Raw genomic sequence first — 13,341 nt, 5'->3', positions numbered from 1 at the left:
CCTGGGAGAGTAGGAAGCCGCCAAGCGATAAGAACCACTGCCGTTAATCGGTGGTGGTTTTTTTATATATAGAATAAAATAAGAACAGAAGAACTTACGATAATTTATATATCACCGTATCGATTACGGTGATTTTTTCGTTTATTACAGTGAAGGCTCTGCAAGGAGCGAACAGAAAGATCATCAAACGGTAAGGAGGCATGGCCGAGTGGATCGAATAATTCCATTGAATCCGAAGGTTAAGGATACAGAAGCTTCTCCCGAATGGATACAGGAGCATTATCAGGTGCTGCAGAAGTATTGTCGTTCTCTGACTGGCTCAGTCTGGGAAGGAGATGATCTTGCTCAGGAGACCTGGATGAAGGTATGGGCATATGTACAGGAGAGGCCATTGGCACAGGCTCATATAACTCGGGCTTTCTTATACCGCGCTGCTCGTAACGCATGGATTGACCAGGGACGCCGGAAGCGCTTGGATACGGTATCGTTGCCCATGGAACCCGAGCAATTAGAAGAGCCGTTGAACTCGTATCAGCCTTATGATCCTTCTGCTCTCCATCACATCATGGAGTTGATGATTCAGAGGTTCAATCCGGAGCAGAGAACGGTCCTTCTATTGATCGATGGCCTGAAGTTCACGGCTAGAGAAGTATCGGGGATGTTGGATATGACCGAGGGTGCGGTGAAGGCTCTGCTGCATCGTGTCCGGACCAAGCTAAAGGCCTTGGTAGACCCTATGAGCCAGGCTGATGATTCAGGTAAGGTAAAGAGACTATTTGGCTCTTACCCTGCTTCGCAAGTGGATGAGAACACTGTCTATGCCTATATCAAGGCCTTCCATGAACAAGATGCCGCAGCATTGCTCTTATTAATGAACGAAGGAAGCAGGGATGTCCTCCCAGCGGTACAATACGTGCATAAGGATAGATCCAGAAAGAAGACTCATGCCGAGATGAAGCCGTTTAGCTTGTTGCTCGGTCATGACCTGATCCAGAGCATGGCAGCTTAAGTTGTGTGTTGACCTGTATAGGATGATAACGCGTTGGATTAACCAACCTTTTTAGAGGAGGCAATACAAGATGAGTACAGTGATTCCTTATGTTATTGACCAGACTGCTCATGGCGAACGGTCGTATGATATTTACTCCAGATTATTGAAGGATCGGATTATCTTCTTAGGCTCGGAGATTAATGATACTGTTGCGAACAGCATAGTGGCGCAAATGCTATTTCTGGCGGCAGAGGACCCGGAGAAGGATATTCACTTCTATATCAATAGTCCCGGTGGTTCGACCTCAGCAGGGTTCGCTATCTATGATACGATGCAATATGTGAAGCCGGATGTGCAGACGATTTGTTCGGGGATGGCGGCTTCATTTGCAGCCATACTGCTGTTAGCTGGCACAAAGGGGAAGCGATTTGCGCTTCCGAATAGTGAGGTCATGATCCATCAGCCCCATGGTGGTGTGCAAGGGCAGGCTAGCGATATCGCGATTAGTGCCAGGCGGATTATTAGCATTCGCAGTCGACTTAATGAAATAGCAGCGGAGCGAACGGGGCAGCCTTTGGAGCGGATTGAGAAGGATATGGATCGTGACTTCTTCATGACCGCGGAGGAAGCGAAGCAATATGGGGTTATTGATGACGTTATTCAGGGGCAGCATAATATATAGTTCTGAGGAAGATGATTAACATACTCAAGATTGAGGGATTGTCCAAATGTAGTTATCACTACAGGGGACAGTCCCTGTTTCGTCTAAGGGCATCCACCCAATCATCGGAATCAAAATGATGCGTTTGGGGTAGTATTATGATCATAAAATGTTCGAAATTGCGGATATGTACACTGCTGATGGACAATCGTGTGTACTGAGGAGCCTAACCTTTTTTCCTGACACATTTTCTTGACAGCCTATAGGGGCTTTGCTAAGATTGCAATTAATATATTTTCGTAAGTAAGGAATTGGCCTTGATTTATACGGGAATCGGTCGAATGGTAGTTCAAACTAAAGGAGGAAATTTCAAGGTGTGGGAAAGCAAATTTAACAAAGAAGGCTTAACATTTGATGATGTACTACTGATCCCTCGCAAATCAGAAACATTGCCTAAGGAAGTTGATGTATCGACCAAACTTAGCAATCATGTGAAGTTGAATGTGCCTTTGATCAGTGCAGGCATGGATACGGTGACTGAATCAGCTCTGGCAATTGCAATTGCTCGCGAAGGCGGTATTGGTATTATTCATAAAAACATGCCAATCGAACAACAGGCAGAGGAAGTGGACCGGGTTAAACGTTCGGAAAGTGGTGTAATTACGAACCCTTTCTCCTTGACGGCTGATCATCTTGTCTCTGATGCGGAGACAGTTATGGGTAAATTCCGGATCTCCGGCGTACCGATTGTGGATGAGGACAATAAGCTGATTGGTATTTTGACGAACCGTGACTTGCGTTTCGTACATGATTACAGCATCAAGATCAGTGAGGTTATGACTCATGAGAATTTGGTGACTGCACCTGTTGGTACGACCCTCCAAGAGGCAGAGGTTATTCTGCAGAAACACAAAATTGAGAAGCTGCCATTAGTGGATGAGAATAATATTCTCAAAGGCCTTATTACAATTAAAGATATCGAGAAAGCGATCCAATTCCCGAACGCGGCCAAGGATTCCCAAGGCAGACTGCTGGTCGGCGCCGCTGTAGGTATCTCCAAGGATATGTTTGAACGGACTGAGGCATTGGTAAATGCCGGTGCGGACGTCATTGTGCTCGACTCTGCGCATGGTCATCATATTAATATTATTGAAGCCGTAGCTGATATTCGTAAAAAATATCCTGAGTTGACTATTATCGCAGGTAATGTGGCAACGGGGGAAGCTACTCGTGAACTGATTGAGGCAGGCGCTTCGGTCGTTAAGGTTGGTATCGGGCCAGGCTCGATCTGTACGACCCGGGTTATCGCCGGAATCGGTGTACCGCAGATCACAGCAATCTATGACTGTGCTACAGTAGCTCGTGAATATGGCATTCCGATTATCGCTGATGGCGGTATCAAATATTCGGGTGAGATCACCAAGGCCTTGGCTGCAGGTGGGCATGCCGTAATGTTGGGAAGTATGTTTGCAGGTACAGAAGAGAGCCCTGGCGAGTCTGAGATTTACCAAGGACGCCGCTACAAAGTATACAGAGGTATGGGTTCTATGGCTGCGATGAAGCAAGGCAGCAAGGACCGCTACTTCCAGGATGATGACAAGAAGTTGGTTCCAGAGGGTATTGAAGGCCGCGTAGCTTATAAAGGCCCGCTTGCTGATACGATTCATCAGTTGATTGGTGGACTTCGTTCAGGCATGGGTTACTGTGGAGCTAAGAATCTGGACGAGCTTCGTAACGATACAGAATTTGTTCGAATTACAGGCGCGGGACTTCGTGAGAGTCATCCACACGACATCCAAATTACGAAGGAAGCACCTAACTATTCTATTAGTTAATGGAAGAATAAGATTGGAGAAAAGACAGGCCAGGCGGAAATCGCTGGGCCTGTCTTTTTTTGCAGGGTGCCCTGTGATAGAATAGACTAAGCAATAATCGAGAATATGAGGGGAGCTTAAGGAACATTGAAACTCAAAAGAAAACAACGCGCAATTCCGACTTCCAAACAAACTATGAAACCGCATTTTATTCGTAAAAGTGCTGCTTCTATATTGGTTTTGAATATGTTGTGCTTCTCTCTGGTTCCAGCGATGGCGCTGGCTGAGGGTGGACAAACGCAGCAAACGACGCAAAAGGAATCGACAACAACGACGAAATCGACAACTCCTGCTAAGGGAACGGCTATACCATCTGTGGAATCTCTCGACTTGAAGGTAAGCTCGGCCATTCTGATGGATGCGGAGACAGGGCAAATTCTGCTTGATGTAAAGGGAGAAGATCCTCTGCCACCGGCGAGTATGACGAAGATGATGTCTGAATATATCGTAGCGGAATATGTGAAGCAGGGTAAGATCAGCTGGGATGATGTCGTGACCACAGGCAAAAATGCTTCTTTAACTAAGGGATCACGAATTTTTCTAGCTGAAGGGGACCAACATACTGTCAAGGATCTATATGCGGCAATGGCTATCGGCTCAGCCAATGATGCAACGGTTGCCTTGGCAGAATTTGTGGCCGGCTCCGAGCAGGAATTCGTGCAATTAATGAATGATGAAGCTAAGCGTATGGGGATGACTACAGCTCATTTCGCCAATTCAACAGGTCTTGATATAAAGGATATGCCGGAAGAGTTCCGTACTCCAGGTGATCAGGAGACAGTGATGTCGGCGAAGGATGCAGCTATTTTGGCACGATATATTGTGACTGACCATCCGGATTTTAACCAATTTACTTCACTGCAGACTTACAAATTTAGAGAGCGCGATAAGACACCGATCGTCAATTTGAACTGGATGCTTGAAGCAAATAAGGACATCACCAATTTCAAAAAATATGCTTATGAAGGTCTTGACGGCCTGAAGACAGGCCATACGCAAAATGCGGGCAACTGCTTCACGGGAACTGCTGTTCGTGATGGTCATCGTCTGATCAGCGTCGTTATGGGGACCTCCAGTGATTCGGCACGTTTTGTTGAAACACGCAAAGTTCTCGATTACGGCTTTAACAACTTCGAGACCAAACAAGTCGTTGCTCCTAATACGACGGTAACGGGATCTGAGACAGTTACGGTGAAGAAGGCGAAGAACACCGAGGTTCCGCTTGTGAGCAGCCAAGAAGTGGCTTTTGTTATTCCAAAGGGTGCGGACATCAGTAAGGTGGAGTCCAAAGTTACGATGACGCCGGAGAGCGCATCTCTGACGGCCCCGCTTCCAAAGGGAACCAAGGTTGGAACAGTGACTTACACCTTGAAGCCAGATGGTATGAATCAGACCTTGGAGAAGACAGTTGACTTGATTACTTCCCAGGATGCAGAGAAAGCAAACTGGTTCAAGCTTTTCATGCGGGCAATCGGTGATTTCTTCAGCGATTTGTTCAATGGCATTAAGAATTTGTTCTAGAACGAATAAATTCCGAGTGAATGGGTTGTATATTTTAGGCGACTGATGTAAAATATCAAGTTAGATTATTATCGGGAGGCGTGGAATTTATGGAAACTGGAACATCGAAAGTTAAAAGAGGTATGGCTGAGATGCAAAAAGGCGGCGTCATCATGGACGTTATGAACGCCGAGCAAGCAAAGATCGCCGAAGCGGCTGGTGCAACCGCAGTTATGGCTTTGGAGCGGGTTCCTTCCGATATTCGTGCAGCTGGCGGCGTAGCCCGTATGGCTGACCCAACCATCGTTGAAGAAGTTATGAAAGTAGTATCTATTCCAGTTATGGCCAAAGCACGGATCGGTCATTATGTGGAAGCTAAAGTTTTGGAATCGCTTGGGGTAGACTATCTGGATGAGAGTGAAGTTCTGACTCCGGCAGATGAGGTCTTCCATATTGATAAACGTGATTTTACAGTTCCGTTCGTATGTGGTGCGAAGGATCTGGGTGAAGCACTTCGCCGTATTAGCGAAGGCGCATCGATGATTCGTACGAAGGGTGAACCAGGAACAGGCAACATTGTTGAAGCGGTTCGTCATATGCGTCTGATCAATAGCCAAATTCGCAAAGTACAGAACATGTCGAAGGATGAATTGTATGCTGAAGCCAAGAACCTTGGCGTAGCCTATGATCTGCTGCTTGAAGTACATGAAGCTGGCAAGCTTCCAGTTGTAAACTTCGCCGCTGGTGGAGTGGCTACTCCTGCAGATGCTGCCCTGATGATGCATTTGGGTGCTGACGGTGTATTCGTTGGCTCCGGTATTTTCAAATCAGATAGCCCTGAGAAGTTCGCTCGTGCGATAGTAGAAGCGACTACCCATTATACAGATTATAAGTTGATTGCTGAAGTATCCAAGAATCTGGGTACGCCAATGAAAGGTATTGAAATCTCGAAATTGTCCGCCGCTGAGCGTATGTCCGATCGCGGTTGGTAAGATGACTCTAGGCGCGATTCATGTTTCATGAATCGCGTCTAAAGTCGATAGCTTGGATAGAGAAAGAAGGTTTGGCCATGAAGGTAGGAGTATTGGCATTGCAGGGTGCTGTAGCAGAGCATATCCGCAGCATAGAGCTAGCAGGAGCAGAAGGCGTTGCTGTGAAGCATACTGAGCAGCTTGAAGAGCTGGATGGATTGATTATTCCGGGCGGCGAGAGTACGACGATCGGTAAATTGATGCGGAAATACGAATTTATTGAAGCTATTCGGGCGTTCTCGGAGCAAGGGAAGCCGGTATTTGGCACTTGTGCCGGACTGATCGTAATGGCCAAAGAAATAGAAAGCGGAGAAGAAGCGCATCTCGGGCTGATGGATATCAAGGTCTCCCGTAATGCCTTTGGACGCCAGCGTGAGAGCTTCGAGACGAATCTTGATGTGAAGGGACTTCAGGAGCCGCTCAGAGCTGTGTTTATTCGCGCACCATTAATTACAGCAGTGGGAAATGAAGTTGATATTCTGTCGACCTACAATGATGAGATTGTAGCGGCCCGGCAAGGACATCTACTCGTTTCTTCATTCCATCCGGAGCTTACGGATGATTATTCCCTGCATACTTATTTTACAGAGATGATTAAGACTTACCAAGCGGCCGTACAATAAGTTTGAGTTCATTTGAACAACTTCTATAAAGCTGATAGTGAAGACACCTTGACTCTTACCAAGGGTCAAGGTTGTTTTTTGATTGATTCTTGTCGTTTAAGCGATCCCGGCGTCTATTGTTCAGCTTGTAATCGGCACGGCCTGCTACGGGATGATTCTAGGAGGGACTATCCATGTTAGATGTAAAAATATTAAGAAATGACTACGCTCGTGTCGAACAAGCTCTTCAGAACCGGGGTAAATCATTGGAGATGATCTCGGATTTTTTACCGCTTGATGAGAAACGTCGGGAGTTACTCCAGGAGAGTGAATCGCTGAAGAACCGTCGTAACACAGTATCTGCGGAGGTTGCCCAGCGGAAGAAGAACAAAGAGGATGCGGATGATCTAATCGCAGAGATGCGTGAGGTTGGTGACCGTATCAAGGCTCTGGACGAAGAAGTCCGTGAGCTTGAAGTGAAGATCGATAATTTAACGATGAGTATTCCGAACATACCGCATAGCAGCGTACCGATCGGCGCTTCTGAGGATGATAACGTGGAAGTGCGCCGTATTGGCGAGCCACGTTCGTTCGATTTCGAGCCGAAGGCGCACTGGGATATCGCGACGGACTTGGATATTCTCGATTTCGAAGCAGGTGCCAAAGTAACTGGCTCGCGCTTCACCTTCTATAAAGGCTTGGGAGCCCGCCTGGAGCGCGCTTTGATTAACTTTATGATGGATTTGCACAGCAACGAACATGGCTATGTAGAAATGCTGCCCCCTTATATCGTTAACCGCGACAGCTTGTACGGCACAGGACAGCTTCCGAAGTTTGAAGAGGATGTATTCAAGCTGACGGAGGAAGGCTATTACTTGATTCCGACAGCAGAGGTTCCTGTAACGAACTATCATCGGGAAGAAATTCTGAATACCGAGGATCTGCCTAAGAAATATGTGGCGTATAGTTCTTGCTTCCGTTCTGAGGCTGGCGCGGCTGGACGAGATACGCGCGGCCTGATCCGCCAGCATCAATTCAACAAGGTAGAGATGATCAAGGTTGTCCATCCCGAGTCATCCTATGACGAATTGGAGCAAATGACGGCGAATGCGGAGCGTGTACTGCAGCTTCTGAATCTGCCTTACCGCGTATTGGCCCTGTGTACGGCTGATCTTGGCTTTACAGCGGCTAAGACGTATGATCTTGAGGTATGGCTCCCACAGAGCAATATGTACCGCGAGATTTCCTCCTGCTCGAATGTAGAGGATTTCCAGGCACGTCGAGCAAATATTCGTTTCCGTCCGGAACCGAAGGCGAAGCCGGAATTTGTACACACCTTGAACGGCTCTGGATTGGCTGTAGGGCGTACCGTTGCTGCTATCCTGGAGAATTATCAACAAGAGGATGGCAGTGTGGTCATTCCTGAGGTGCTTCGTCCATATATGGGCGGTGTGGAAAAGATCACCACAAATAAATAACTTGATCATGTGAAAAATTTATAGTATAATCTGATTTGTTACGCGAATTAGATTCATACTTGGAGAGGTACCGAAGCGGTCATAACGGGGCGGTCTTGAAAACCGTTAGGGTGCAAGCCCACATGGGTTCGAATCCCATCCTCTCCGCCAGTTTACTAATAATAAGCCTTGATCAAGGTGATATCATAGAAGCGAACAGAAATGAGGATGAGAAATCCTCATTTTTTTGTTGTATAAAGCGAGTGGTTTCTTCACAAGTTACAGGGGGATATATCAACGGAATTGGAGGGAATCACGATATGACCAAGCCTAAAGGATATACGACCCCAGGAACCCAGACAGACCAGAATAACCGCCCTAGGGATGATAGGGAGCATGATGGCCCAGAGCCGCTGTCGGGCTCTAAGAAGGTCAAGAACCGTAACCATGTGAGTCATCATAATCCACAAGGCTAATGTATGAAATAAGATCGACTTGATGCTTCAGACTTCCGGCGAATTGCCGGATTTTTTTATCTTAAATTGAAATAAACAAGACATGAGACAAAGAAAATGTCATAATATAAGTAGGGCCTTGACCATGCAAGACGATCACAAGTGGGAGAGAAACTCTAAAATTATACTAAAGAAATGAAAGGAAAGTGATGCGTTTGAACTCTGTCAACCTGGATACGATCTCGAAATCCCAAACGATTAGACGGCATAAGCAGAAGTCTGTAGGGAACATCCTGATGAGATCCATCTTTATTGTTGTAGGTGCCATTATTGTCTCAGTAGCGCTGGAGCTATTCCTAGTTCCGAACAAGATTACGGATGGCGGAATCACCGGTATCTCCGTAATGTCCTCTTATTTATCCGAATTACCGCTTGGTATTTTTCTGTTCCTTTTTAACCTTCCATTCCTGATAGTTGGCTATAAGCAAATTGGCAAGACCTTTGCGATTTCTACCTTACTAGGAATCTCGGTCATGTCTCTTGGTACGACATTGCTTCACCCGGTTGACCCCTTTGTCAGCGACACGCTGCTTGCTTTTGTATTCGGTGGGATTCTGCTCGGTTTAGGGACAGGTATCGTCATTCGGTTTGGGGGATCATTGGACGGAACAGAGATTGTAGCTATTCTGATTTCACGCAGGACGCCATTTTCTGTTGGTGAGATTATTATGTTCTTCAACTTCTTCATTTTATTAAGTGCAGGGTTTGTATTCAGTTGGGAACGTGCTTTGTTCTCATTGTTAGCTTATTATATCGCTTATAAATCAATTGATATCGTAGTGGATGGTCTCAATGAATCCAAATCGGTTTGGATCATTAGTGATCAAATCGATGAGATCGGATCTGCTATATTGAGCCGCTTGGGCCGTGGCGTTACTTATTTGTCAGGTGAAGGTGGATTTTCGGGTGATCCGAAACGGGTTATATTTTGTGTAATTACTCGCTTGGAAGAAGCCAAGCTTAAAGAAATCGTAAATCATTACGATGAGAATGCTTTTTTGGCTGTAGGAAATATCCATGACGTAAAAGGCGGGCGCTTCAAGAAAAGAGCTATTCATTAGTGGCTTGAAGACGTCTTACTACGTTGGTTAATAATATGTCTAAAATAGGCTGGCCTGGAATGAATTCGGGCCAGCCTAAATATATGCGCGGGAACTTCCTCTATATGCGTTATTTATGACGCAATTGCTTGAAGAATTGCTTGAGCAGGTCTGCACACTCTTCTTTCAGTACACCTGCAGTTAATTCTGTACGGTGATTGAACCTCGGTTCCTGCAGCAGATTCATAATGGTCCCTCCACAGCCTGCTTTTGGATCTGTAGCTCCGTAGATGACATGCGGCACCCGGCATTGGACAATAGCTCCGGCGCACATTGGGCAGGGCTCCAGCGTTACATATAGACGGCAATGCAACAGTCTCCAAGCATCCAGATTTTCACTAGCCTCACGAATCGCGATCATCTCAGCATGTGCTGTTCCGTCCCGTGAACTTTCTCTTAGATTATATCCTCTTCCTATAATTTCATCCCCACGAACAATAACAGCACCGATAGGGACCTCTCCAATCGCTTCGGCCTTGCGTGCTTCAGCGATCGCTTCACGCATCCAGTAGTCGTGGGGAAATGTCGATGCAGGGGGTTCGTGTGTTAAGGGTAATGACATGACGATTCAACTCCATTCACGGTTGTTCAGATCAAGAAATTCAGTATTTTGTCCAACGAACAAATATTCGTTGTTAACATGTTGTGGATAACACTGTTCATAACTGCTTATTTATCCCCATTATTATACACATATTAGACTTTTGCGTTGTGTATATGTTCATAACTTGTGCATAACTTTTTCGGTTTCGGATGATAAAACGTAGAAAATAGATATTTTTTCTTAATTGTAGATAAAGGAAATAGGAATTTCAACGTCTTTGCAAAATCTTACAATACGGTTATGATGAGGGTAGTATCAAAGCATGATTCGACATTAACCTCAATGTCCTGCAAGAGGTGAGAAGATCATTTGTCCATTAAATTCAAATTATCTATAGTGATGTCTCTTTTTGCTCTGGCCCTATTATCGTTTAACATCGTTCTTAGTTTTCTGTCAACCCGTGACAATCTTCGCAGAGACAGTGAAGCCAATATGATGTTAATCGCTAAGCAAATTGCTCTAGCTGTGGAACAATCCCGTTCCATATATGATTACGTGAAGAGAAATGAAATCGGCCAACAAACTGGGAACAGCTCTTCATTTGGCGGAATGTTAGACATGACAAGTCCAGAGAGAATTGTAAATGAATCTCTTATGTCCAATCATCATCTTTTAGAGATTACGGGTTTCTTCCCCGATGAACTTCGTGATCATCACAGCATCCTATTTGGCACGTATAAGTATAAGAATGATGTTGATATCTTTGAGAACTCTGGAGAAGCAGCCGAGAAGGGGACAAGCCTACTCAAGGATACAATAATTAACGGCAAGCGCGTACTAGAGTGTCTTATCCCCATTCAACCGAACAATCAGCAGCCTTATATGATCCGAATTATCTCCAGTTATGAACCTATTTCAGCAGCGATCACCAAGCAGGTGATTAACGAGATTTCAATCTCCATTATTTTGTTGCAAATCGTCGTATTCTCAAGTTATATTCTTGCCGGAGAACTGATTCGACCGGTTCAAGACATTCTGTATAAGGTGAATCGGTTATCCTCAGGAGATTTCCAGGCGAAGATCGAGGTAAGGCGCCAAGATGAACTCGGCCTGCTGGGACGACAGATTAATAGGATGGCAGATTATATGGGGCACTATACGGAAGAGTTGAAGCTAAAGAATGATGAGAATCAGGTGATCAAAGAACGTCTGGAATCGATTATTAATCAGATGGCTGATGCGATTCATGTAACAGATCTAAGCGATAGGATATTGGAAGTGAATCGGGCATTCGAACAGCTGTATGGCTGGAATAGCGCTGAGATCGTCGGCACCAGGCTCGATTTTGTGCCATATTCTCATCAAGAGGAGAGAGAATCCTGGCTGAAGGAGCTCAGAGAAGGGCGTCCTTACGTCCTAGCTGAGACAACTCGTATTTGCAAGGACGGGAGATTAGTTAATGTAAGCATTAGCGTCTCTCCTATATTCGATGAAGACGGTGAGATCGTATCTCTGATCAGCATCTCAAGGGATATGACGGAGCATAATAAAATGGAGGAACTGCTCAGACGCGCGGAGAAGCTGCGGACGGTTGGGCAGCTGGCGGCTGGTGTAGCGCATGAAATACGCAATCCGCTGACTACGCTCAGAGGATTCCTGCAATTGCAGCAGCGCGCGCGTACCGTCAATGACACACATACGGATATCATGCTCTCTGAACTGGAGCGGATTAATATGATCGTGAGTGAATTTCTAATCCTAGCTAAGCCACAGGCTGTCCAGTTCGAAATCAAGGATGTCAGATATACCGTCGGCGATGTGATATCGCTGCTGGATAGTGAGGCGCATTTACATAATATTGTGTTCGAGCACCATTTCTCTACTTCTCCTCTTCTGGTACACTGTGAAGAGAATCAATTGAAGCAGGTGTTCATTAATGTGTTGAAGAATGCAATGGAGGCGATGCCTGGAGGAGGACGGATCAAGCTCCAGGTCGCTGATCATGACGAGCATCACATTGCTATTCGCTTCATTGATGAAGGAGAAGGGATATCGAAGGAGCGGCTGGATAAGCTTGGCGAACCGTTCTATACGAGCAAGGAGAAGGGGACAGGCCTCGGACTAATGATCAGTCAGCGTATCATAGAAGGCCATAAGGGCATGTTTGAAATCGATAGTGAGCTGGGTAAGGGAACGACCGTGACGATTACCCTACCTCGAATCAAGGAAGCTCAAGAGCCAGTTGCGACCACTACAGGTGAAGAAATAGCATAACGGGGTGACCATACAACGGTGAGAATTAATAAATTTATCAGTGAGACAGGGTATTGCTCTAGACGGGAGGCAGACAAGCTGGTTGAATCCGGCAAGGTAACGATTAACGGTGTAACCGCTCTGCTAGGAAGTCAGGCCGAGCCGGGAGATGATGTGAGGATTGATGGGGCTCCTCTCCAGGAGAAGCCGTCTAAGCACGTCTACATCGCTCTGAATAAGCCTGTCGGGATTACGAGTACGACAGAGCAGCATGTCAAAGGCAATATCGTCGATTTTGTTGGGCATGAAGAACGTATTTTTCCAATCGGACGCTTGGATAAGGATTCGGAAGGATTGATTTTGCTAACCAGCGATGGTGACATTGTTAATAAGATCCTGAGGTCTGAAGGCAAGCATGAGAAGGAATATATCGTTACAGTGAATCGCCCAATTACGCCTTCTTTTCTGAAGGCGATGGGGGAAGGGGTCAGGATCCTAGGCGCAATGACCTTACCCTGCCGGATTACAAGAATCTCTGATCGAACGTTCAGAATAATACTTGTCGAAGGCAAGAATCGCCAGATTCGCCGCATGTGCAGTGCTCTCGGGTATGAAGTACAGAAGCTGCAGCGGATTCGTATTATGAATATCCAGCTTGGATCATTGAAGGTTGGAACGTGGCGAGAATTGAACGAGCAGGAGAAGAGAGAGCTTGGTGGGATGTTGAATTATAAGCTCTAACAAGCTCGGTGCTGATATTAGACTTTATGAACAGCAATGGGTAAGAAAAAAGATGGAGCCAGAGTTCTGGTC

At 45.9% G+C, this 13,341-nt stretch carries 12 protein-coding genes and 1 tRNA gene; 12 read left to right on the top strand and 1 reads right to left on the bottom strand.

Annotated features, from left to right (window positions below):
- Positions 1–208: 208 nt before the first annotated feature.
- The 10 genes from ABD014_RS21325 to ABD014_RS21280 all read left to right on the top strand — a co-directional run bounded on the left by ABD014_RS21325 (position 209) and on the right by ABD014_RS21280 (position 9,692).
- Complete coding sequence (locus ABD014_RS21325) at positions 209–1,009, top strand: RNA polymerase sigma factor (protein WP_343864664.1); 801 nt, start codon at positions 209–211, stop codon at positions 1,007–1,009.
- 70 nt (positions 1,010–1,079) lie between these two features.
- Positions 1,080–1,673: an ATP-dependent Clp endopeptidase proteolytic subunit ClpP gene (gene clpP / locus ABD014_RS21320; RefSeq protein ID WP_343864662.1), complete on the top strand. Its 594-nt coding sequence runs from the start codon at positions 1,080–1,082 to the stop codon at positions 1,671–1,673.
- A 353-nt stretch (positions 1,674–2,026) separates the two neighbouring features.
- Positions 2,027–3,487 (top strand): IMP dehydrogenase, encoded by a 1,461-nt coding sequence (gene guaB / locus ABD014_RS21315; RefSeq protein ID WP_343864660.1) that lies wholly within the window; start codon positions 2,027–2,029, stop codon positions 3,485–3,487.
- Positions 3,488–3,661: 174 nt separating this feature from the next.
- On the top strand, positions 3,662–5,047 hold the full coding sequence (locus ABD014_RS21310) for a D-alanyl-D-alanine carboxypeptidase family protein (protein WP_343864670.1): 1,386 nt from the start codon (positions 3,662–3,664) through the stop codon (positions 5,045–5,047).
- An 89-nt stretch (positions 5,048–5,136) separates the two neighbouring features.
- On the top strand, positions 5,137–6,018 hold the full coding sequence (pdxS, locus tag ABD014_RS21305) for a pyridoxal 5'-phosphate synthase lyase subunit PdxS (RefSeq protein WP_343864658.1): 882 nt from the start codon (positions 5,137–5,139) through the stop codon (positions 6,016–6,018).
- Between the two features lie 77 nt (positions 6,019–6,095).
- Positions 6,096–6,680, top strand: coding sequence for a pyridoxal 5'-phosphate synthase glutaminase subunit PdxT (gene pdxT, locus ABD014_RS21300; RefSeq protein ID WP_343864655.1), 585 nt, complete (start codon positions 6,096–6,098; stop codon positions 6,678–6,680).
- Positions 6,681–6,853: 173 nt separating this feature from the next.
- The gene (gene serS / locus ABD014_RS21295) at positions 6,854–8,137 is read left to right on the top strand and encodes a serine--tRNA ligase (RefSeq protein WP_343864653.1); all 1,284 of its coding nucleotides are present in this window, start codon (positions 6,854–6,856) and stop codon (positions 8,135–8,137) included.
- Positions 8,138–8,198: 61 nt separating this feature from the next.
- Positions 8,199–8,287, top strand: a tRNA-Ser gene (locus ABD014_RS21290).
- A gap of 149 nt (positions 8,288–8,436) precedes the next feature.
- Positions 8,437–8,592: a small acid-soluble spore protein P gene (locus ABD014_RS21285; protein ID WP_126994475.1), complete on the top strand. Its 156-nt coding sequence runs from the start codon at positions 8,437–8,439 to the stop codon at positions 8,590–8,592.
- Between the two features lie 275 nt (positions 8,593–8,867).
- Positions 8,868–9,692 carry a YitT family protein gene (locus ABD014_RS21280; RefSeq protein ID WP_343864668.1) on the top strand — a complete coding sequence of 275 codons (825 nt, stop codon included), beginning with the start codon at positions 8,868–8,870 and terminating at the stop codon, positions 9,690–9,692.
- Positions 9,693–9,801: 109 nt separating this feature from the next.
- Here ABD014_RS21280 and tadA read toward each other — a convergent pair whose 3' ends face one another.
- Complete coding sequence (gene tadA, locus ABD014_RS21275) at positions 9,802–10,293, bottom strand: tRNA adenosine(34) deaminase TadA (RefSeq protein ID WP_343864649.1); 492 nt, start codon at positions 10,291–10,293, stop codon at positions 9,802–9,804.
- A gap of 351 nt (positions 10,294–10,644) precedes the next feature.
- Between tadA and ABD014_RS21270 the strand changes: the two genes are divergently transcribed.
- Positions 10,645–12,549, top strand: coding sequence for an ATP-binding protein (locus ABD014_RS21270; protein WP_343864647.1), 1,905 nt, complete (start codon positions 10,645–10,647; stop codon positions 12,547–12,549).
- A gap of 18 nt (positions 12,550–12,567) precedes the next feature.
- Positions 12,568–13,269, top strand: a complete 702-nt coding sequence (locus ABD014_RS21265; protein WP_343864645.1) for a pseudouridine synthase — start codon at positions 12,568–12,570, stop codon at positions 13,267–13,269.
- Positions 13,270–13,341: the final 72 nt, after the last annotated feature.

Origin of the sequence: Paenibacillus motobuensis (genome assembly GCF_039521865.1) — a bacterium.
In the GTDB taxonomy this organism is placed as follows: Bacteria; Bacillota; Bacilli; order Paenibacillales; family Paenibacillaceae; genus Fontibacillus; species Fontibacillus motobuensis.
This window is presented reverse-complemented; position numbering and strand designations above follow the sequence as displayed.

Excerpts from the sequence above, each read along its gene's own strand:
- clpP (WP_343864662.1), top strand. The coding sequence starts at position 1,080 with ATGAGTACAGTGATTCCTTATGTTATTGACCAGACTGCTCATGGCGAA.
- ABD014_RS21310 (WP_343864670.1), top strand. The coding sequence starts at position 3,662 with ATGAAACCGCATTTTATTCGTAAAAGTGCTGCTTCTATATTGGTTTTG.
- pdxS (WP_343864658.1), top strand. The coding sequence starts at position 5,137 with ATGGAAACTGGAACATCGAAAGTTAAAAGAGGTATGGCTGAGATGCAA.
- pdxT (WP_343864655.1), top strand. The coding sequence starts at position 6,096 with ATGAAGGTAGGAGTATTGGCATTGCAGGGTGCTGTAGCAGAGCATATC.
- serS (WP_343864653.1), top strand. The coding sequence starts at position 6,854 with ATGTTAGATGTAAAAATATTAAGAAATGACTACGCTCGTGTCGAACAA.
- ABD014_RS21285 (WP_126994475.1), top strand. The coding sequence starts at position 8,437 with ATGACCAAGCCTAAAGGATATACGACCCCAGGAACCCAGACAGACCAG.
- ABD014_RS21280 (WP_343864668.1), top strand. The coding sequence starts at position 8,868 with ATGAGATCCATCTTTATTGTTGTAGGTGCCATTATTGTCTCAGTAGCG.
- tadA (WP_343864649.1), bottom strand. The coding sequence starts at position 10,293 with ATGTCATTACCCTTAACACACGAACCCCCTGCATCGACATTTCCCCAC.